The sequence below is a fragment of the Oceanicoccus sp. KOV_DT_Chl genome (assembly GCF_900120175.1).
Taxonomy (GTDB): Bacteria; Pseudomonadota; Gammaproteobacteria; order Pseudomonadales; family Dasaniaceae; genus Oceanicoccus.
Window position 1 is genome coordinate 1,471,637 of record NZ_FQLF01000002.1, and the last position, 20,460, is coordinate 1,492,096.

The following is a 20,460-nucleotide window of genomic DNA, read 5'->3' on the forward strand; positions in this document are numbered from 1 at the left end:
GGATATCATGCAATGCAAGCTACATTAGTTTAGCCCGCATTCAGATAAACCCGATTAACGCTGTTTATACCAACTGCTATCACTATGAAAAACTCTCAACTTATTGCCCATCGCGGCTGGCAAAGACGCTACCCTGAAAACACCTTAATCGCTATCCGAGAAGCTATTGCAACGGGTTGTAAACATATCGAAATTGATATACAACTCAGCGCCGATCATATTCCTTTCGTTTGCCACGACCACTTATTACAACGTTTATGTCTATCGCCACTCAATCTTAACCAAATACACTCTTCCGAATTAGATACATTATCCGCTTACGAACCAGAGCGATTGGGCGATCAATTTCTTGGCACACCACTATTAACATTAAGTGATTGCGTTAAATATATCGCTCAATACCCTGACGTTACGCTCTATGCCGAGATTAAACGGCAATCTATTCGCAGCTTTGGTCATCAAGTCGTCATGGATGCGATCAAGCCGTTGCTCACCACTATCGAACAGCAATGCTTTGTGATCAGCTTTGATCTACCTATCTTGACTCTTTTTAAACAGCAGCAATGGTCACAAACAGCGTTGGTGTTATCTGATTGGGAGCAGGCCTTTAGCCAGCAAGTCAATCAACTGGCGCCAACGATGCTTTTTTGTGATGTGGATTTTCTAACCGCAGCTAAAACGCCTGCGCAACTGCCATACCCTACTGCGATTTATGAAATTGATAACTACCAACAAGCACAGCAACTTATCGCAGCAGGGGCGGCGATGATAGAAACATTCGCTATTGGTGAATTAATAGCCGCTGGCGGTTAATTATTGCAAAGCGGCTGTTAACTCCTGCTGCCAGTGCTGGTGCCGGGACAGTAATTTTTTCACCTGTTCGGCTGCCATGCTGCGAGGAGAAAACGTCTCTCCTCGCATAGGCTGCCACTGCGCTTGATCTGTCAGTAACAAAAAAGCCGCACCACGGGCTGAGGCTTCAGCGCACTCATACCTGATCACAGCTAAGCGCGTAATATCACTCAGTTTTTGACAAAAAATTTCACTGCGAGATAACCCACCGCTGATTGCAATCCGCTCAACTGTGTCCGCCTCGGCCATTTCCGCACAGTTTCTATGCAGTAAGAAAATAATACTCTCAACAATCGCGGCAATGTTCTCGGCTGTACTACCTGCCATGATCAACTGCGATTCCAGATCCGGACGCCAATCCGGCGCCCCTAAACCACCCACCCCATTAATAAAGATTGGGCCATCCTCCAGCTCAGTGGCTGCCATATCAATAAGCCGCTGCTTTATCCACTGCTCCTCATCAGCAATCCCCAGCGACTGCGCGTACCACTGCAGGGCCGCACCCGCACCATTGACAGTACCCTCCTGCACATAGCGAACCGCACCATCGGCAGACTGATGGACAACGCTTGTCAGCAACCGCGTCTTCGCCTGTGGTGATCGCAGCGGCCGATATACAAATGCCCCCGTGCCCGCATTGACCGATAAGGTATCCATTGCCGGCTCGCCTTGCGCAAATACCGCTGCTGACTGATCCCCGCTTAATAGCCGCAAACTTAAGTCGCTGGCTCCTCCGATGTCAGTATTAAGTTTGCCGAAATGACTCGCACTCGGACTTATCTCGGGTAAAAACTCACGCTCAATGCCAAATAGATCCAACAGACTTTGAGACCACTCCACCCGATCAAGGTCCATCAATAAGGTGCGCGACGCATTAGCAGGATCGACCCGGTATGGCTGGCCCTCAACTAAACCAAACAGTAAGTAACTGGCCAGCGGTGCCATACACAGACGACCTTTAGCGGCAGCAACAGCGACCGCAGCTAAGTTATCCAAGCACCAGCGCATCTTACTGGCACCAAAATGGGCATTGGGATACAAACCTGTTTGCCGCTGTATGGCTGCAGGGTCAACCACCTGCTCGGCTAATATGTCAGCGGCCCGTGTATCTTGCCAGCTAATGATGGGCGACAACGGCTCTGCGGTAACCCTGTCCCAGCAAACCAGACTGGAGCGCTGGGTGATTAATCCGCAGGCAGCTATCTCGCCCTCTGCAAACGCTAACTGCGCAATCACGGTCTTCAGCGACTCTAATACCTGCTGCGGATCCTGCTCCACATATCCCGCCGCGGGCGCTGGCTGGACACCGCCACTCTGGCACTGCTCAATACTGCGCCGCTGGAAGTAAAAACGACGCCGCGACTGGCACTCCCTCCTTGATCCAATACCAATACGTTACGACTATTAATCATAGCTAGCCCACCATCCCGGATTGCACTATTTGCTGACAGGGTTGCAGGAAAAACCTATGAAGCAATCCGCACTATCAACAAAATAGTGGCTTAATTCGATCATTTTTCAGACAAGAGCCTAAACTCGATGTACTATAAACCCCTAATTTAGCAAGGCTATCAGGAAAGACCTGTTATGGATGTGGCACCCAAGGATTAAGGCTCTATGCTCAATACTCATTTCCAACACGCAGCACTCTTCGCACCATTAGACTTTTTCGCTAAGCCGCATTTTGCCGACGATTCCTTACAACTCGCCAGAGCCCGCGCACTAGTCGGCACCAACCTGTTTATAACGTTTGTTTTAACCTTGGGTATTTTGTTCATTTTAAGTGTCGATTCCGTTGGCGATCTTGGTAGCCTTTTTATTGGTGGTTTACTACTTCCCGGAATCGTCTTAAACATTACCCTGCCGTTTGTACTACAAAAAACCGGCTGGCTAATGTTGTGCCAGCAAACCACTCTTATCATTACCTTTATTGCCATTGTGATTGGTATTTGCAGCAGCGGCGGCCCGGTACACGCATCCAATAATCAACTAATGATTTTACAAGCAGCACTCTCGTTGTTTTTATTAGGAATTCGCGGCGGTTTGATTTGGTCGGCATTAGTTCTGATGACACAGGTAAGTCTGTACTACCTGTTTTTTAATGGTTTCGATTTTCCCAACTTACAACCTGCAGCAGCCACTACAGCTGGTGCTATTTTTAATTGGACCTTGGCTTTCCTTGCCATCATTAGCTTAATTTTATTAACAGAGCTCAGTCGCGGACAACTTGAAGTTCAACGTCACATTGAAAAAGAAAAATTTCGTTATCTCGCAACGCATGACGGCCTAACGCAGCTAGCTAACCGCAGACTTTTTGAAGACAAACTAAAACAAGCTATTGAACAAAGCCAAAAAAATAACACCAAAGTGTTATTACTCTATATTGACCTCGATAAGTTCAAACCCATTAATGATCAATGGGGTCACGATGTTGGCGACCAGGTATTGCAAGTCATCGCTGCCCGCTTAAAAACAGCCACCCGCGAACGTGATACCACCGCACGATTAGGTGGTGATGAATTTGCAGTGTTACTTCCGGACCTAGAAAAAAACGCTTCGATTAATAAGTTAACTGAATCACTCTATGAACGAATTACCCAGCCGATTAATTTACACGGTAGATTTTTTGATATTGGCTGCAGCATTGGTATCTGCAGCTATCCTGAATACGCTGACAGCTCAGCACAATTATGGAAGCAGGCCGATGCAGCCATGTATATAGCCAAAAAGAAATCCGTTCGCTGGCATATTCATAAAGAAAAACATCACAACGTAGTGGAACTCAGGCCTTAGCCACTTATTGAAACTGCACAGTTCAGCCGAATTTATCACCTACTAATTGCTCGGAAACCTGCCACAATTTTTTCGCCTGTTCTGAATCTACTGCATAGGCCATAAAACCTTTCGCCGGATCTGAGTCGCTGGCAAGCTCTGCAATCTGACAATCCTCCAGATAAAGCCCACCAACACCTTCAAGCTCATCACAAGTAGCCGCCCACACCGATGTTGCCGCACCCTGCGAGATCGACTTATAAATAAATTTCGGTTTGGGTGATGTAGCATCAGACATTGACTTAATATCTTCCGGCGTTAAATGGCGGCCCAATTCAGTCACAATCGCACCAGGGTGAACCGCATTAGCGACTACACCTTGCGATGAAAAACGCTCCGTTAAGGCCACAGAAAATAATGCATTGGCCGTTTTTGCTTGACCATAGGACAGCCATTTATCATAGCCCCGCTTTTTGAAATCCAGATCATCAAAATCTATCGAACAGTACTTATGTCCTGCAGAACTTAAATTCACCACACGACAGTTTCCTGCCGCTTTTAATAATGGGAGCAATAGACCTGTCAGTAAAAAATGGCCAAGATGATTGGTGCCAAACTGCAGTTCAAAACCCTGTTCAGTACAAGCCTCAGGGCAAGCCATAATTCCCGCATTATTTATTAAGATATCAATGCAAGAACATCGTGATAAAATTTCTGCCGCACCGCGCCGGACACTATTGAGATCAGCCAAATCCAAAACGGCAATAAATAGTACCGCTGCAGGTACATCCGCCACAATAATCTCCCTGGCTTTAACCAATTTAGCTTCGTCCCGACCGACCAACCAAACTTCAGCACCCGCTGCTGCAAGCACCCGGGCAGTCTCCATACCTAAACCGGCAGAAGCTCCCGTAACCAACGCTGTTTTTCCATTTAAATTAACTCCGGTAATTACATCCTCCGTAGTGGATTCGGCGCCGAAAACTAACCGCTCTTTACCTAAACGCTCTATCTCTTTCATCATAGACCCCCATACTAATTAGTCACTCATTGTGCTAACTCCCGCTATTGCGCACAAGGTACAAAGCGGCCAAACTAGTTAACATGTAGCTGCAGAGTTTCATCAACACCTGTTAACTGAAACACTGCGTGCTACTAAATTAGATGCACTGGATTAATATTTGTAGATTCGCCATACTCTTCAAAACAGCTAACGAGTTACCGCCTATGAAGCCCATTGATAATGCCAGTTATATTCTGTTTGGCACGCAAAAAAAAGACGGCACCATGGTAGACACCCCAGTATGGTTTGCCAGCGATCAAACGCACTATTACGTATTTTCTGCCGCCAATGCCGGCAAAGTTAAACGGCTTCGTAATTTTTCTAACGCACGCATCGCACCCTGCAACGTAACTGGAAAGCCTTTAGGTAGCAACTGTAACACTCAAGCCGAATTAATTACCCTGCCAGAAGAAATAACCCACGCCCACCAGCAGCTAACTATAAAGTACGGTTGGCAAATGCGCGGACTGGACTGGCTATCAAAACTGTCAGGGAAGTACAACAAAAGGGCTTTTATAAAAATTATAAAACCCTCTAAGCAACTGCCATAATTGCAGCCGCTACAAACGTTTTGGCAGCAACCCACTCTTGACTAACTGTTCAAGCCAGTAAAGATACGATATGCTTTAAAAAATTTATTTTATGTGAGATCAAAAATGGACTGTTTATTTTGTGCTATCGCAGCAAAAAAAATTACTGCCGATATTGTGTATGAAGATGACAAGGTCGTTGCCTTTAATGATATTGACCCTAAAGCCCCCACCCATATTTTAGTTATCCCGCGCAAACATATTGCAACCATTAATGATATGGAGACCGATGATAAGGAGTTACTCGGACATATGGCTTACACCGCAAAATCCATAGCCGCAGAAAAAGGTTTTGCTGAAGATGGCTTTCGTTTAGCCATGAACTGTAATGGTCATGGCGGGCAAACTGTATTTCATATTCACTTGCATATGCTCGGGGAACGGCAGCTGAGCTGGCCACCCGGCTAACAACCCTGCAATAAAAAACCCGGCATTTGCCGGGTTTTTTATTGCTCTGGTATTTTTTACACTTAAAACTCGAACATCACATCTGCACCGACCGTACGTGGCTGTAAATAAGTAGTCGCTGTCGTACCGATACGATAATTTGAAACACGCTCATCTAATACATTCCGGGACCAAATGCCAAACTGCCATTTTGCTCCAGCAATATCTACATCAGCCAAGCTAATGCGAGCATTCATTAAATCAAACGCTTCTACTTCCACTTCACCTTCATCCGTATTCGCCAACGCAAATTGCTCATCTTGCCGCGAATAATCTAAATGAAATCGTAATTCACCGGCTGCCAAAGACACATTGTAATCAGCAATGAAACTGTACGCATTTTCAGGCGCCCACACCAATACGGTAGTATCAGTGTGGTCAGTGCCATCCGGGAAGATCACATCGTTAAATTCATAATCCAGATACGCATAATTAAACCCGATAGTAAATGACTCAGTTAATGCCGCCAATACATCCAATTCAAAACCGTTGATAGTAGCCTCACCGGAATTAATGACATCAACCCGATTGGGAGCATTAACCGGGTCGGGTAGATAATCCAAAATAATGTCATCGATTTCCATTTGATAAATCGCGCCATTGATACGAAGGCGGCGATCCAGCATTTCGGCCTTCCAGCCAAACTCATAAGAGATCAATGTTTCTTCATCAAAAAATTGACTATAGTCGCCGCTGTTTCGTCCTGCTCCCCCCGAACGAAAAGCAGTCGCCGCTTTCAAATAAGTGCTGACATTATCTGTCCACTTATAGTCAGCAACAACAGACCAATCCGTTTTACTCAAATCAGACTCGCCCTCACCAGCCAGGAAACCATTCCATGCTCGATTGGAAAACCGCTCCGATTCCCGCTCATCTTTGGTGTACCTCAGGCCCAAAGTCAGGTCCAATTTATTTTCCAGCTCAGCTGCTGGTGGTGTCCAGGTTGCTTGTCCAAACACTGCAGACGACTCAACATCACTTTCTGCCGCATAGTCATTGAATAGCAATGGTGTAATATTAAAAAATGGAATAAATCCAGAGCACAAAGGGGCTGCGTTTGAGCCATCGCCACAGGGAAAACCAGTAGCGTTATCTATGGCCTCAATCCCTGCAAGGTCAACAGTCTCTCTACTTAAAAATTGCTTTTCAGACTGCTCGCCTTCCTCTTTTAAATAATACAAACCTGCGACATAACTTATCGTTTCACCACTACCAATTAACTGAAATTCTTGTGACAGCTGTTCATGCTCGGTAATAGTATTAACCTCTAAACCAAAAGCGCCACCAAATGATTGGGCAAAATTTGTCGACAAATTATCGTCAAATTCTCGATAGCCAGTAATCGACTTAAAAGTCAGGTGATCATTAATATCATAGGTCACCGTCAAATTATGACCTTCAACCTCCGTTTCTGTTAGCGGTAGATAATAAGCATAATTTATGCCACCCGTCGGCGTACGCGTCTCTTCGAGGCGACTTGTATAGCTGTTAGTGATTGGGTTGCCATTGCCATCAGCTCCGCCCACCGGCCCAGAATATTGAAAATAAGCAGGCGTGGTGTCCATATCGGACAGATCGTAGGCATAGTCTATTACTAGATTCTCAACACCGTCATACCGGACTGCAAAACGAAAACCTTCTTTGTCTTCGCTATAAAAATCTTCATAAACACCACCAGGCAACTTATTGGCACCGTCATTTTCCACCCAGCCATCACGCTCGGAAATAGCTGCCGTCAGCTTTACTTTAAAACCTGCCACTGCCGGTAAATTCAAATTAGTAACAGAGCGGAAGATACCCATATCACCCACTGTCAGGCTTTGCTTTAAGCCAAATTCACCCGTGGGTTTTGCGTTAATAAAATTTATTGCGCCAGAGGTGGTATTGCGGCCATACAGAGTACCTTGTGGTCCCCGCAAAATTTCTACTCGCTCCAAATCAGCCAAGTCAGCCAACAACCCCGTTGAGCGGCCAGCATAAACACCATCGTAGTAAACCCCGACGGTATTATCTTTGGTTAAGGAAATTGAGTCAGCACTACCAACACCGCGAATAAACAATGCCAAGTTATTGCTTGATGTAGGGTAGGTAGGCATTTGCAAACTCGGTGAAGCCATGCCTATATCTTTGGCACTATGCAAGCCCATAGCTTGAATATTATCAGCACTATATGCGCTCATCGCTATAGGGATGTCCTGCATTGACTCACTACGTTTTTGCGCGGTGACTACAACTTCTTCTAATTCCGCGGCGGCCATGCTTTGTACACTAACGCCGGATAACAGCATCGTAGCCAGTGCTAGCTTTTTAGGTGTTGTTACTAACTTCATTATTGTCTCCCCGAGATTTTTTGGGTGTGTCTTTATATATTATTAGTTTGGTGCAACTTTATTATTAATTAATAACTTAAGTGATTTGACTTTATCAACTTTCGCTTTCACTTTATTACGCCGTTTAGCTGCTGTGTTTGATTATGCTAAACCACAGCAAATAGTATAAGATAAACCAGCAATTGCAGAGTGAATTTTCCTTCATCTTATTTAGGTCTGGGCACCGATATAATATCGCCAAATAAACCGTACTCATCACCACCTAAACGCGTAATAGGATCAATTTTATCGGCATGAATTTTAGCTCGACCCTGGTCATCCTCGGTAATCACTGCGTCGTCGATATAAATGGCTTTGACCTGGCCTAAAATCATCGCCTGAGTACCGGTTATATCTTCTACTCGATAACGCTCACAAGCCATGGCCACCCGACAATCTTTAAGCCGCGGCAAACGAAAATCACCAAAAGCAACGGTCTCTAATGCCAGCCTCTCCTGTTCCGACTCACCAGCAGGAAGTACCCGTGAGCTTTCGGTCACCAACGGAGCCATTTCACGATGGGCAATGTGAACCACGAACTCACTGCGTTCAATAATATTCACACGAGTATCTTTAAGACTGCCATCTGGTTTTTTACCCACAGAAATCATCAATAGCGGAGGGTCACTGGCAACACCGCTAAAATACGAGAAAGGCGCTAGATTAAAACTGTCATTGCCATTATCTGATAACACCCAGGCAATTGGCCTGGGAATCAACGTTTGAATAAGTGTGTAATATACTCGATTGGGAGAAAGCTCGTCTAAATCCAAGTGCATAAACTATTTTAATTCCTATATTTAATTAACTTACACGCACCAATTTTATAGTGTTAATTGCATTATTTATTTTAGCCTATACTTTTTGTGCTATGGGCCAACAATACGGGCTGTACTGCCTGATTAAAAATTTCTACCCAGCGCGCACTTAATTGCTTGCCAGCACAATCATTTACTTCTTTTACCGCGCGAATGATTGGTCGTTTTTGGTGAGTAGAGTACGCACGCTGATGCGTTAGTGCATCAAAGGTATCGGCGATAGCTAATATTTTTGCGCCATCACAGATTTCTTTTTCCCTTAAGCCGTAAGGATAACCGGATCCGTTAGCTGCCTCATGGTGTTGCAGCACAATTTCTCTTGCCGGTTGCCAGTAATCCATAAACTGCAATAAGTGTGCACTACTAGTAACATGCGAACGCAGCAATAAGATTTCACTGTTCGATAAAGTGCTGTCTTTATGCAATAAATTCAAGGGCATAAAAGCCATGCCGAAATCATGCACATAAACCGCAACGGCTAGTTGTTTTTCATCCACTGGACTACCGCCCAACTGATTTAAAATTAACGCCATTTTTAATATTCTATCACTTCGCCCCTGCCAATATTGCGAACGCTGCTCAACAGGGTCCATTATTCTCCTGAAAAACTCTACATCTTCGTCTTGCGAGTATCCCAATTCTGATAAAAATGTATCAACAAAATTTCGCGTATTATCAGCTGATTCAAGCTCGGTAATTTTAACCGACGGGTCTAATATCCGAATAACTTCTGCAATTTTTTTCTGTTGGTAAGCCTGGTCACCACTAGCCTGTATATCACCAACAATAGCTGCAATATGCTGACTTAATTCTTGCACTTGCGCCTGATCATACTCAACAAAACCTTGCGCCCTAAAACTATCCACATAACTGCGCACCCGGTCCAGCACCAGTAAAATCAAGTCACTCATCATTGGAGAATACTGAATATCACCTTCGCGCAACAAACTCAGCAAATCCTCTACTGCAGACATTAACGGCATAGCCGGCGTAAAGCCCACAATACCCAAATCACCCTTGATAGTATGCACAGAACGAAACAGTGAAATGATTAGCTCTCGATCATCAGGCTGGCGATCCAGCATCAGCAACGTTGTCTCGCTAATCTGGTAATGATCATCAATATCTTCAATTAGCTCACGTACTGTAGCTAAATCAAGTTCGTCGCACTGGAATACGCCCATAGGAGGATGATTCTTTAATTTGTTGAATGAGTGGTTAAGTATAGTCGAATGGTGGCCACTGTTAGCAAATCTTTAGGCGTCCAGGTCAGGAATCAGCGCACTTTTAATGCGGATAATATTTTGCTTCAACAGCAGTTTTTGCTTCTTTAGGCGCTGTAGCTGCAACTGGTCTAGATAAGGGAAATCCTGAAGGCGATCAATCTCAATATCCAACAGCCGGTGTTCAGCTTGCAGGATAAGCAATTGAGAGCTTAATGATGGGGGTTGAGTCGATTCCATGGCATGCAAATTAGCCTGTAATTGGCAATAACACAACCTGCTTTTTAGCGGCCTGCCAAGGACTAGACCTGAGTAATTTGATTGTCGACAAAGTGCTTGATAGTTTGCTGTCCGGCCACTTCCATGGAAGTAAATTCCAAACTACAAAGCACCCCGCCATCGACGCCATCGACTTTAATAACCCGGGCATAGATATCAGTCGTTTCGGTGCCCAATAATTGTAACGACACCTGTATTTTTATTTCAGAAAACGGCTCCAGCACGATCGGGCTATACATCAATAAACCGTTATAGCCTAAATCTACAACTTCGCCTTTAAAATGCTCGACTTGCACCTGCTTGCCCACCATGCGACGGAAAAAACAGGGCATATTAATATTAACTCGAGGGCTTTTACGAATCTCTCTTCTGGGCACGGTCATCGCTCGAGGGCGGGTCGTCCCCATTAAATCATAGAGCCTAACCGGATCTTTTTTACCTTTAACCTGAACTTTATTTGGCTCTCCAACCAACACAAAAGACTTGGCCAGCCGATACGTGTTCTCACTTATTAATATTTGACCACGCAGACTTTGCGCCTCAATCCGCGAAGTCAGATTTACTTCATCACCGATTACCGTATAAGCGCGGTGATGGATAGAACCCACCGCACCAGCCATGACCTCGCCAGTATTTATACCAATCCCCATATACATTTCGGGTAAGCCAAGCGCTAAATTCTGTTCATTAAATTCCGACATTGCGCGCTGCATTTCAACCGCACACGCAATGGCACGCTGCACATCGTCAACCTCAGTATGCGGTGCGCCGAACAACACCATTATTGAATCGCCCATCAACTTATCGATGGTACCTCCATGCTGCACAATAATATCGGTCATACGCGCAAAATAGCGGTTTAACAGCTCCATCACCGTCATCGCAGAAAAAGTTTCTGCAAGTGCAGTAAATCCGCGAATATCTGACAACAAAATAGTAACGCGACGGGATTCCGGAAGACTGTCCTGAAAATCATTTTCCGCCAGTAAGGACTGAATTCTATCTAATAACACTTTCCTGGCGGCGGTTCGTTCAAACTGAGTAGGAATACACGATTGCACCTCGGCGCAAATCTTCTCTGCTAAGCTATTGATATCATTAGTATTTTTTGCCATTTCACACCCGTGAGCCACTGCTTAGCCATCGCTCCATCATATCGTTACGCAGACTTTTGCATTTTTACATCAGCTGTATCGCACTGATTTTTATTTTAAAAATAACCGCCCTTTTATACCACTTTTCCCCTGCCAAGCCCAATAATAAGGGCGCCATTATTACCAAGGAAAACTAACCAACAAACACCTCTGAACATGGCTAATAACCCACCCTAACCTAATGTAAGCAGCATTTGGCAAAAATTAAGCCACTACCGCAAGGGCATAATTGCTCCGCTGGCACCGGCTCCAATGCAAGAAATAACTGCTCAGCATCAAAGCTCCAGGCACCATCGGCCCAAATACTACCCACGCTGGCATAAGTCCCTAACACCTTCCAAAATATCTCGTAGGCTTCCGGTAAATGCTCATCAGTCAGCTCCATGCCATCCTCAAAACTGAGCTGACGCGCTTCTACTAAATCGGCAAAAGTAGCTGCCAAACTAAGCGACGCATCAACCTCGTCCCATAGATTTTGATCATCAAGGTCTTCCAGCGCCAATAACCACAAATCCTCTAAATAGTTATGACCCATAAGCAAACCTTCGCACCACTGCGCGAGCTCAGGATGCCAACGCTCTGAATAACGCGCACTAAAAGGTAAAAATCGACGCTGCCTAGCCATTTCAGCAATGTGATCCGCCAGCGCCACCACCTGTTTAAAAAATTGGCGAGCCTCCTCGGCTTCATCAAACTGCGGCTCATCATTTAACCACAGCAGCTCAAACCATTCTGAAGGCTTTATTTCTTCAGGCGAGCAGGCAATGGCAAACAATAAACCCTGCAGCTGATAAAAACTGATTGCCGCATCATCAAGCTGTAGCTGCGTAAAACGCTCACGCAATATTCGCTCTTGCTCTTTGTCTAAAGGGTTGTTTTGCAAAACGTTATTTCAGCTCGTTACTCAGGAGTAGATAGTCTACTGTGCAGCCAAGCCAATTGCTATCTGATCGTTTCAGTCAACAGAAAATGACTGCTGCGACCATTGTCGCCCCACCAACTAATTACTGATAATTAACACCAAAAAACCATTCACCTTCGATCTTTAAGGACACCTCCATGTATACCGAAATTTGTGAAAAACTGGGTATTGAAAGCCCCATTTTTGCGTTCACTCACTGCCGCGATGTCGTTGTTGCAGTGAGTAAGGCTGGCGGCATTGGCGTGCTCGGCGCAGTGGGCTTTAGTGCGGAACAATTAAAGGAAGAACTGGATTGGATCGACGAACATATTGGCGATAAACCTTATGGGGTCGATGTAGTTATCCCACAAAAGTACGAAGGCATGGGGGATATGGATCCAACAGAGCTAGAGCAACAACTGGAAAAAATGGTGCCTCAGGAACATCGCGATTTTGCTCAAAAACTATTAGCAGATCACGGCGTACCTGAGTGGCCAGATGGCAGCCAATCAATGGGGCTCCTTGGCTGGACCGAAGCGACAGCAACACCGCTATTAGAAGAAGCACTGCGCCGCCCAAAGTGTAAAATGATAGCTAACGCTTTAGGCACACCACCAGCGGATAAAGTTAAAATGATTCAGGATAGCGGCCGCTTGGTCGGCGCTTTATGTGGCCGAGTCAAGCAGGTAAAAGCCCACCGCGATGCTGGCCTGGATTTCATTATTGCTCAGGGTGGAGAAGGCGGGGGCACGCTGGCGATGTTGGCTCCATCGTACTGTGGAAACAAGCGGTTGAAGTTGCTGGTGATACACCGGTATTAGCCGCTGGCGGTATCGGCAGTGGAGAGCAAATGTTAGCTGCCATGGCGATGGGCTGTCAGGGTGTCTGGACTGGATCTTTATGGTTGGCCGTAGAAGAAGCCCACGCAGAACCGGCACAAAAACAGTCTTATTTTAATGCTAGCAGTGAAGACACTATTCGCTCGCGATCGTGGACAGGAAAAACCTGTCGTATGCTGAAAAATGACTGGACTGAAGCCTGGGACAGGCCCGACACACCCGATCCGTTAGGTATGCCACTACAAGGCTTGGTTAGCTCCGACGGCATGCGTCGCACCTCCACCTACGCAGGCATCGCGGACACTCAAGCTGTTGCTTTTAACCCGGTTGGTCAGGTAGTAGGGCAAATTAATGAAGTAGAAAATTGTCGTGGTGTTATCTTTAGATTGATGACGGAATATGTTGACGCTTTAGATCGAGTGAATGGTCTGATGCCAAAATAATACAACCTTAAAACCAAGGCGGCCTGAACCAAATGGCCACCTTGGTTTTAATGAAATACTTTTTTATCGCCCCACTAATAACCCTGGATTGTCGGTTAAGAAATTTTCTACCGTATCGACAATCGCCTGTGTTTGTCGATCTACTTCAAAATTTACCCGCTCACCTATATTTTTATTGCCATGAGTAGTTACCCGTAAAGTTTCGGGGATATAACAGACTTTAAAGGTACGTTCTTTTTTATTGACCTCTGCCACTGTCAAACTACAACCATTCAACCCTACAAATCCTTTAGGAAAAATATATTTCATTTTCTCCTCAGGTGCGCGATAAGTAATAAAGCAATTATTTTCTGGCTGCTCAATCGCTACTAACTCTGCAGTGCCATCAACATGACCGGAAATAATATGACCACCCACTTCAACGCCTTGTTTAGCAGAACGCTCGATGTTTACATAATCACCCGCTTTTAAATCTCCCAAAGTTGTCAGCATTAAAGTTTGCTGCATCACATCAAAAAAAACATGTTGCTGTTCAATCGCGGTCACCGTCAAACATACGCCATCAGTACTCACGCTTGCACCAATTGCCAAACCCTCGACCAAGGCCAGCGGTAGCTCAATCATCAAACTTATTAAACCTGGTTTATTTTCGACTTCAATAATGGGAAATGAACCCTGCACAATTCCGGTAAACATAATTTTCTCTCAACAAATTAAACCGGCACTTTCAATGCTGGAAATAAGGGCCGCTATAGTAATGGATTGCAACGCTGTCGCCAAACATGAGTAAAACTGCCGGCTATTATTGGTATTAGTTAATGGCTTTACTAACAAGCACGCAATTGACCGGTAATAGTACAACAGCCACTCCTTTTGGCTAGGAATCGCTGAACAAATAGGTATACACTGATTTCCTGGCATGAGAAAAGGCAAGCAAGGAGGAGTAACTATGGGCTTTAGTGCAGAATTGATTACCAATAACGAAGCGGATAAAAACCCCTGTGTTCGCAATTGCTGTCTGGACGACGGCAACATCTGTATGGGCTGCGGCCGCAGCCTGCCCGAAATTCTGGAGTGGCATCAGGCTGACTACCCTAGACAAAAACAAATTAGCCGGGATGCAAAACATAGGCTAAATCAGCGACCAAAGTTCAAATAAACAGTGATTAACGCGCGAGCATACGCCAACAAGAAAGTGTTTATAGTTGTAGCCACACCCAGACTAAAAACAGCCTAAGCTTGAGCCATCAGATTTGCGATAAATAAGCCAATAACACCAATCCAAAGGTCAGTGTTAGTAATTGCGGTACTATAGACTCTTTAACCATAACAACTCTCCCCGTTTCACTCGTATCGACTACAACACTGAATACGTTTTTATTGTTATTGCGGTTTAATCAGACTTATAGATTACAGCTGTATATAGATCTGCCACTATCACTAAACAGTATAAGACACTATTCGCATTCTTCCAGTTCAGCTCAGCAAGAGACTAGATGAATTAGTTCTTGCCATAGACAAAAACCCTATAACGCTGGCACAGACAGCCAATCAGAATGGTTAGGCAGCCATAACAAACAACCATAAGCTACAACCCAGTCCGATGATGAAGACGATTGATCGTAAAGCGTCTTTATCAGCTATATAAAATACCCCATGTAATACTCTTGCCACTACAAACACCTGTGCCGCGATTGCCGCCTGCTCAGGATCGGCTCCCGCCAAATGCGCAACACATACTGCAGCAGTAAACACCGCTAATGCCTCCCAGGCATTTTGTTGTGCCGCCAGTGCCCTGGCCCCTGCTCCTTGCAGCTGCGCATATTGCGCACGGGGCTGCTTATTATCCACCCTTCCAAATTGTTGGTGTCGAAAATATCCCCCCACCCAAGCCCACACTATCGGCATCATTGCGGAAATGAATAAACACCAAAAAGGTACTGTCACAATCACTCTCCTGTTCTTTTTTGTTTCAAGGCTTCGAACGACTCGCTAAGCCCACACTTGTTGATAAATTTGTTCGATCTGCCCTTGCTGTGGAATTAGCGGGTTATTATTAGGTGAGCCAGATGCCAAAGCCTGCTCAGCCATAGTCACGATGACGCGCTGATATTCTTGCTCATCAATACCAAATTGCTTTGGTGATGGCACCGCGAGATCGGTATTTAATTGGTAAAGACCATCCAATAACTGACGCCCCGCCTGCTGATCATTATCGGTCACGCTAGCAAATCCCATGGCACGCGCACAATCAGCATAGCGAGCATCCGCCCCCGGTAAAGAAAAAGCGGTTACAGCCGGCATTAACATCGCGTTACTCAAACCATGGGGCACATGGAAAAAAGCACCCAACGGGCGGCTCATACCATGAATTAGCGTCACCGAAGCATTGGAAAATGCGATACCCCCCTGCATAGCCGCCAACATCATCGCCTCGCGCGCCTCGCGATTATCAGGCTGCTGATAAGCCGTACGGATGTGACGAGTAATAGCCGCCATTGCAGCCAATGCGATGGTATCGGTAAAAACGTTAGCTTTACGGCTAACATAAGCCTCCATCGCATGACACAAACTATCAATACCGGTATCCGCTGTTAACCGCGGCGGCATCGTCATGGTCAATTCAAAATCGACCAAGGCCGCAGTCGGCATTAAACCGACACCTAAACACATCATCTTTTCCTGAGTTTGAGTATCGGTCACTACGGTCACCCGTGTCGCCTCGGAGCCAGTACCGGCAGTCGTAGGAATAGCAATAATGGGAAGCCCAACAGGCACTGGATTGGGCGCTTTATAATCTCGCATTTCACCTTCATGCACCGCCAACACCGCGACGGCTTTGGCCGTATCGATAGAGCTACCGCCCCCTAGCGCTACGACACAATCAAATTGTCCCTGCTCCCAATAATTGAGCGCTGCTGACACGGAGTCGGTGGTGGGATCAGGCACGCATCCAGTAAAAACACCATAAGCAAATCCGGCTCGCTTAAGCTGATCATTAAGCTTTTGCACATAGCCACACTGAAGCATATAAGGGTCGCTAATCAATAGTGGATTGCTTAAGCCCAACTCCGTTAACACCGTCGCCAGCTCCCCACTGGCACCAGCACCAATACGTGAAACCCTGGGCAAGTAAATAGATGAAACCGTCACTAAAACGCTCCTTTATAACCGCTAAACCACCATTATTTTCTCTGATCTTATAGGATAAGGGACCAGCGGGGCAGCAGCTAGGCTAATCTATTAAAGTGTCCTGATATTAACCGGGCAACTAGCGATCAGAATAGGTATGCATTATGTGGTTAACAGGTAAAAAACAAAAGCCGACCGAAAGCAGTTACTTAGCTCACACTTACCAGCTGATTACCTCACTATTTCTCGCTGCATCGCTGGCCTCCGCAGCACCGACAGTGACCGAACAGCGCAGCAAGTGCCAGAATTATGCACCGCTAAAGCGTCCGCTGTTTGGCGATTTACATGTGCATACCAGCTACTCTTTTGACTCTTATGTCTCCAGCCAACGCAATGATCCCTGGGCAGCTTACCGCTACGCCAAGGGCCAGCCCATTACGCTGTCTGATGCCGATGGAAAACAAACCGTCACCGCACAAATTGGACGCCCGCTGGATTTTACCGCGCTTACTGATCACGCCGAGTTTCTAGGCGAAATGAATATATGCACCACCGACCCCTGGTCACTGGGTTATTGGGCTCCACTATGCCTGTTATCACGCAGCGATACTTTTATCGTCCAACTCATTGGTGCCAGTTGGTGGGTCAATCTAGGCGTCGCTGATAGCTCCAAGGCGAAGGAGCGTTCAATGGTTTGCGACTTTCCAGGCGAAGATTGCGAGCAACGGCTCAACGTGTTTTGGGACAATATCCAACAGGCGGCAGAAGACCATTATGACCGCAGCGAAAACTGCAGCTTTACCACTTTTATCGGCTACGAATACACCGACGCCCCCAATTATAAAAACCTGCATCGCAACGTTATCTTTCGCAATGAACGGGTCACCGCCAGCCCCATTAATACCTACGATACTGGCACCAACAATGTGCCCGAACTCTGGCGGCGCTTGCGCAGCGAATGTATTGACGGCGATCAGGGCTGCGATGTGCTAGCCATTCCTCACAATGCCAACCTGAGCGGCGGCTTGATGTTTCCGGACCCAAGCACCAAAGCTGAGGCAATAGATCGCGACTTCTTTGAGCCGCTGTTTGAAATGACCCAGCATAAATCGGCTTCCGAGTGCCGCTTTGATCGACTACTCGGGCGCGGTGTCGATACCGAGGACGAACTGTGTACCTTTGAACAAAACAAGAACGATACCCTCGCCTCTCTTGGCTACCTTAACGGCAAAATGCAATCAGACCAAGGCATGCCCGTTGCTCTCGACGACTTTGGCCGCCGCAATATGATTCGCAACGTCTTAAAAGATGGCCTGGCCCTTGAGCAAATAAGCGGTATTAATCCTTTCAAATTAGGCTTCATTGGTTCCACCGATACCCATAGCGCAACCCCGGGCGGGGCTGAAGAAGATAATTATGTAGGACATTTAGGCCGACGTGATTCCGGCTACCGTAATGTGCAGGATCATTTTTGGGATAACCCCGGTGGTCTAGCCGTGGTATGGGCAGAAGAAAATTCCCGCGATGCTATTTTCGAAAGTATGCGCAACAAAGAAACCTACGCCACCAGCGGTACCCGCCCCATCGTCAGGGTGTTCGGTGGCTGGGATTTTGACCCCGCAATATGTGACGCAGCGGATCTGGTAAGCCAAGGCTATGCTAACGGCGTTCCTATGGGGGGCGACCTCGGCAACGCTCCCGCCGGCACAGCGCCAATATTTGTCGTCAATGCACTAAAAGACAGTGGTATTGGCCAGAATCCCGGCACTGATTTACAGCGAATACAAATTATTAAAGGCTGGCTGGATAGTGATGGCCGAACCCACGAAAAGGTTTTTGATATTGCCGGCAACGCGAATAATGGTGCCAGTGTAGACCCCAATAGTTGCGCAGTAATCGGCGACGGCGCAAAACAATTATGCGCGGTATGGAAAGACCCCGAGTTTAACAGCGAACAGCGCGCCTTTTACTATGCCCGTATTCTAGAGAACCCTAGCTGCCGCTGGAGCACCATGCAATGTCAGGCTGCTGGAGTGAATCCATTCGCCAACGACTGCCAAACACAAGCTGAAAAAATGAATAAAAAATATCGCGAAGGCAGCGCCATCGGCGATGTATTTGGAAAATGCTGTCTGGCCGAAAAAGATGAGCCTTATTATTCGCCAACCATTCAAGAACGGGCCTGGACTTCTCCCATTTGGTATAACCCTGGCTCACATCGACTTATTCGTTAATATAAAATCAACGCCGCGCAGCAGTTCTAATTGACTGCAACGCTAATCGATATAGTATAGAGCGTTCAACATGTTTAACTCGAGCGCTTTTAGATTTTGGATAATCGATCTCATGATTATGACTACACCGTAATCGGAGGCGGCATTGTCGGCGTCGCTACGGCCTGGCAGTTACAACAGCAGCTACCAACACGTTCAGTTCTATTAATTGAAAAAGAACACGCACTAGCTCAACATCAAACCGGTCATAACAGCGGCGTCATCCACGCTGGTGTTTATTATCAGCCCGGTAGCCTAAAGGCTGATTTCTGTCAGCGCGGCGCAAAAGCTACCATCGCTTTTTGCCAGCAACATAATATTGCTTACCAACAACCCGGTAAATTATTGGTAGCCACCAGCGCGTTGGAATACCAACGCCTGCTTGATTTACAGCGCCGATGCCAACAAAACCAACTCGAAGTTGAATACCTGGACCAAACGGCACTGCAAAAACTTGAACCCAATATCAATGGCTTGGCAGCATTACGGGTGAACGACACCGGTATTGTGGACTACAAGCAGCTCACTCATGTGATGGCTCAGCGATTTCGACAAGCCGGTGGCCACGTGCAATTTAATACGCAATTACAAGCAGCCAAAGAATGTCCTGACAATATTCAACTACGCACGAATCAAGGCGTAATCAACAGCCGATATGTCATTGCCTGTAGCGGCTTACAGGCAGATAGAACTGCACGCTTATTTAATATTGATATCGATTTTTCCATCATTCCATTTCGCGGCGAGTACTATCAATTAAAGCCGCAACATCGCAATATCGTAAAGCATTTAATATATCCAATTCCCGACCCAGCCCTGCCGTTTTTGGGAGTACATCTCACACCTATGATTGATGGCAATATCACTGTAGGTCCCAACGCAGTGCTAGGGTGGAAAAGAGAGGGGTATCAACAGTGGAATTTTTCGATAACAGATAGCGCCGAATTTTTATCCTTTGCTGGCTTCTGGCGTTTAAGCGCGCAGCAACTATCTTCTGGTCTAAGCGAATTTAAAGATAGTTTATATAAACGCGGTTACTTAAAACGCGTACAAAAATACTGCTCGCAGCTGAGCCTTGATGACCTGCAACCTTACCCTGCGGGAATAAGAGCGCAAGCAGTTAAGCAAGACGGAAGCCTAATTCACGACTTTTTGTTTACCGAATCACCACGCAGCTTGCATGTATGTAACGCACCCTCGCCAGCGGCGACATCAGCCATTCCCATCAGTGAATATATTGTCAATAAAATGCTAACAAAAACCGGGGAAGATATTAATAAACCTGACTAGTAGAATTTATTGCCA

The 20,460-nt window shown here is 46.1% G+C and carries 19 protein-coding genes and 1 pseudogene; 8 read left to right on the forward strand and 12 right to left on the reverse strand.

Features of this window, described 5'->3' with window-relative positions:
• Nucleotides 1-84 precede the first annotated feature (84 nt).
• Nucleotides 85-813, forward strand: coding sequence for a glycerophosphodiester phosphodiesterase family protein (locus tag UNITIG_RS10645; RefSeq protein ID WP_101758356.1), 729 nt, complete (start codon nt 85-87; stop codon nt 811-813).
• On the opposite strand, the gene UNITIG_RS10650 is transcribed toward UNITIG_RS10645, so the two are convergent.
• Nucleotides 814-2,130 carry an FGGY family carbohydrate kinase gene (locus tag UNITIG_RS10650; protein ID WP_101758357.1) on the reverse strand — a complete coding sequence of 439 codons (1,317 nt, stop codon included), beginning with the start codon at nt 2,128-2,130 and terminating at the stop codon, nt 814-816.
• Complete coding sequence (locus tag UNITIG_RS23090) at nt 2,103-2,264, reverse strand: hypothetical protein (protein ID WP_159931140.1); 162 nt, start codon at nt 2,262-2,264, stop codon at nt 2,103-2,105. Before UNITIG_RS23090 ends, UNITIG_RS10650 begins: the two co-directional genes overlap by 28 nt.
• A gap of 205 nt (nt 2,265-2,469) precedes the next feature.
• Here UNITIG_RS23090 and UNITIG_RS10655 point away from each other — a divergent pair, with 205 nt between their 5' ends.
• Nucleotides 2,470-3,645: a GGDEF domain-containing protein gene (locus UNITIG_RS10655; protein WP_101758358.1), complete on the forward strand. Its 1,176-nt coding sequence runs from the start codon at nt 2,470-2,472 to the stop codon at nt 3,643-3,645.
• Nucleotides 3,646-3,667: 22 nt separating this feature from the next.
• Here the strand turns inward: UNITIG_RS10655 and UNITIG_RS10660 are convergent, their stop codons facing one another.
• Nucleotides 3,668-4,648 (reverse strand): SDR family NAD(P)-dependent oxidoreductase, encoded by a 981-nt coding sequence (locus UNITIG_RS10660; RefSeq protein ID WP_235015352.1) that lies wholly within the window; start codon nt 4,646-4,648, stop codon nt 3,668-3,670.
• A gap of 203 nt (nt 4,649-4,851) precedes the next feature.
• Between UNITIG_RS10660 and UNITIG_RS10665 the strand changes: the two genes are divergently transcribed.
• Together UNITIG_RS10665 and UNITIG_RS10670 are read left to right on the forward strand one after the other, a co-directional pair.
• On the forward strand, nt 4,852-5,238 hold the full coding sequence (locus UNITIG_RS10665; RefSeq protein ID WP_101758360.1) for a PPOX class F420-dependent oxidoreductase: 387 nt from the start codon (nt 4,852-4,854) through the stop codon (nt 5,236-5,238).
• A gap of 105 nt (nt 5,239-5,343) precedes the next feature.
• Nucleotides 5,344-5,685, forward strand: a complete 342-nt coding sequence (locus UNITIG_RS10670; RefSeq protein WP_101758361.1) for a histidine triad nucleotide-binding protein — start codon at nt 5,344-5,346, stop codon at nt 5,683-5,685.
• A gap of 62 nt (nt 5,686-5,747) precedes the next feature.
• Here UNITIG_RS10670 and UNITIG_RS10675 read toward each other — a convergent pair whose 3' ends face one another.
• From UNITIG_RS10675 to UNITIG_RS10700, 6 genes are all read right to left on the reverse strand, one after another.
• Entirely contained in the window at nt 5,748-8,054 is a 2,307-nt protein-coding gene (locus tag UNITIG_RS10675) for a TonB-dependent receptor (RefSeq protein WP_101758362.1), read from the reverse strand.
• Nucleotides 8,055-8,260: 206 nt separating this feature from the next.
• Nucleotides 8,261-8,872, reverse strand: a complete 612-nt coding sequence (locus tag UNITIG_RS10680) for a flavin reductase family protein (protein WP_101758363.1) — start codon at nt 8,870-8,872, stop codon at nt 8,261-8,263.
• Between the two features lie 71 nt (nt 8,873-8,943).
• Nucleotides 8,944-10,095 carry an HD domain-containing phosphohydrolase gene (locus UNITIG_RS10685; RefSeq protein ID WP_101758364.1) on the reverse strand — a complete coding sequence of 384 codons (1,152 nt, stop codon included), beginning with the start codon at nt 10,093-10,095 and terminating at the stop codon, nt 8,944-8,946.
• Nucleotides 10,096-10,167: 72 nt separating this feature from the next.
• A complete protein-coding gene (locus UNITIG_RS10690) occupies nt 10,168-10,374 on the reverse strand; it encodes a DUF465 domain-containing protein (protein WP_101758365.1) in 207 nt (68 codons plus the stop codon).
• Between the two features lie 62 nt (nt 10,375-10,436).
• Nucleotides 10,437-11,528 (reverse strand): adenylate/guanylate cyclase domain-containing protein, encoded by a 1,092-nt coding sequence (locus tag UNITIG_RS10695; protein ID WP_101758366.1) that lies wholly within the window; start codon nt 11,526-11,528, stop codon nt 10,437-10,439.
• A gap of 217 nt (nt 11,529-11,745) precedes the next feature.
• Nucleotides 11,746-12,450 carry a UPF0149 family protein gene (locus UNITIG_RS10700; RefSeq protein ID WP_101759257.1) on the reverse strand — a complete coding sequence of 235 codons (705 nt, stop codon included), beginning with the start codon at nt 12,448-12,450 and terminating at the stop codon, nt 11,746-11,748.
• A 176-nt stretch (nt 12,451-12,626) separates the two neighbouring features.
• Here UNITIG_RS10700 and UNITIG_RS10705 point away from each other — a divergent pair.
• A pseudogene (locus tag UNITIG_RS10705) lies at nt 12,627-13,750 on the forward strand (nitronate monooxygenase).
• 63 nt (nt 13,751-13,813) lie between these two features.
• Here UNITIG_RS10705 and UNITIG_RS10710 read toward each other — a convergent pair.
• Entirely contained in the window at nt 13,814-14,446 is a 633-nt protein-coding gene (locus tag UNITIG_RS10710) for a riboflavin synthase subunit alpha (protein WP_101758367.1), read from the reverse strand.
• Nucleotides 14,447-14,699: 253 nt separating this feature from the next.
• On the opposite strand from UNITIG_RS10710, the gene UNITIG_RS10715 reads away from it, so the two are divergent.
• Complete coding sequence (locus UNITIG_RS10715) at nt 14,700-14,909, forward strand: DUF1289 domain-containing protein (protein WP_101758368.1); 210 nt, start codon at nt 14,700-14,702, stop codon at nt 14,907-14,909.
• 401 nt (nt 14,910-15,310) lie between these two features.
• On the opposite strand, the gene UNITIG_RS10720 is transcribed toward UNITIG_RS10715, so the two are convergent.
• On the reverse strand, nt 15,311-15,697 hold the full coding sequence (locus tag UNITIG_RS10720; RefSeq protein WP_101758369.1) for an MAPEG family protein: 387 nt from the start codon (nt 15,695-15,697) through the stop codon (nt 15,311-15,313).
• A 45-nt stretch (nt 15,698-15,742) separates the two neighbouring features.
• The gene (locus UNITIG_RS10725; RefSeq protein WP_101758370.1) at nt 15,743-16,903 is read right to left on the reverse strand and encodes an iron-containing alcohol dehydrogenase; all 1,161 of its coding nucleotides are present in this window, start codon (nt 16,901-16,903) and stop codon (nt 15,743-15,745) included.
• A gap of 143 nt (nt 16,904-17,046) precedes the next feature.
• Between UNITIG_RS10725 and UNITIG_RS10730 the strand changes: the two genes are divergently transcribed.
• Together UNITIG_RS10730 and lhgO are read left to right on the forward strand one after the other, a co-directional pair.
• Nucleotides 17,047-19,116 carry a DUF3604 domain-containing protein gene (locus UNITIG_RS10730; RefSeq protein ID WP_101758371.1) on the forward strand — a complete coding sequence of 690 codons (2,070 nt, stop codon included), beginning with the start codon at nt 17,047-17,049 and terminating at the stop codon, nt 19,114-19,116.
• 96 nt (nt 19,117-19,212) lie between these two features.
• Entirely contained in the window at nt 19,213-20,445 is a 1,233-nt protein-coding gene (gene lhgO, locus UNITIG_RS10735) for an L-2-hydroxyglutarate oxidase (protein ID WP_101758372.1), read from the forward strand.
• The last annotated feature ends 15 nt before the right edge of the window (nt 20,446-20,460 follow it).

Bases quoted from the DNA above. Each gene is read 5' to 3' on its own strand.
- UNITIG_RS10645 (WP_101758356.1), top strand. From the start codon at position 85: ATGAAAAACTCTCAACTTATTGCCCATCGCGGCTGGCAAAGACGCTAC.
- UNITIG_RS23090 (WP_159931140.1), bottom strand. From the start codon at position 2,264: ATGATTAATAGTCGTAACGTATTGGTATTGGATCAAGGAGGGAGTGCC.
- UNITIG_RS10655 (WP_101758358.1), top strand. From the start codon at position 2,470: ATGCTCAATACTCATTTCCAACACGCAGCACTCTTCGCACCATTAGAC.
- UNITIG_RS10660 (WP_235015352.1), bottom strand. From the start codon at position 4,648: ATGATGAAAGAGATAGAGCGTTTAGGTAAAGAGCGGTTAGTTTTCGGC.
- UNITIG_RS10665 (WP_101758360.1), top strand. From the start codon at position 4,852: ATGAAGCCCATTGATAATGCCAGTTATATTCTGTTTGGCACGCAAAAA.
- UNITIG_RS10670 (WP_101758361.1), top strand. From the start codon at position 5,344: ATGGACTGTTTATTTTGTGCTATCGCAGCAAAAAAAATTACTGCCGAT.
- UNITIG_RS10675 (WP_101758362.1), bottom strand. From the start codon at position 8,054: ATGAAGTTAGTAACAACACCTAAAAAGCTAGCACTGGCTACGATGCTG.
- UNITIG_RS10680 (WP_101758363.1), bottom strand. From the start codon at position 8,872: ATGCACTTGGATTTAGACGAGCTTTCTCCCAATCGAGTATATTACACA.
- UNITIG_RS10685 (WP_101758364.1), bottom strand. From the start codon at position 10,095: ATGGGCGTATTCCAGTGCGACGAACTTGATTTAGCTACAGTACGTGAG.
- UNITIG_RS10690 (WP_101758365.1), bottom strand. From the start codon at position 10,374: ATGGAATCGACTCAACCCCCATCATTAAGCTCTCAATTGCTTATCCTG.
- UNITIG_RS10695 (WP_101758366.1), bottom strand. From the start codon at position 11,528: ATGGCAAAAAATACTAATGATATCAATAGCTTAGCAGAGAAGATTTGC.
- UNITIG_RS10710 (WP_101758367.1), bottom strand. From the start codon at position 14,446: ATGTTTACCGGAATTGTGCAGGGTTCATTTCCCATTATTGAAGTCGAA.
- UNITIG_RS10715 (WP_101758368.1), top strand. From the start codon at position 14,700: ATGGGCTTTAGTGCAGAATTGATTACCAATAACGAAGCGGATAAAAAC.
- UNITIG_RS10730 (WP_101758371.1), top strand. From the start codon at position 17,047: ATGTGGTTAACAGGTAAAAAACAAAAGCCGACCGAAAGCAGTTACTTA.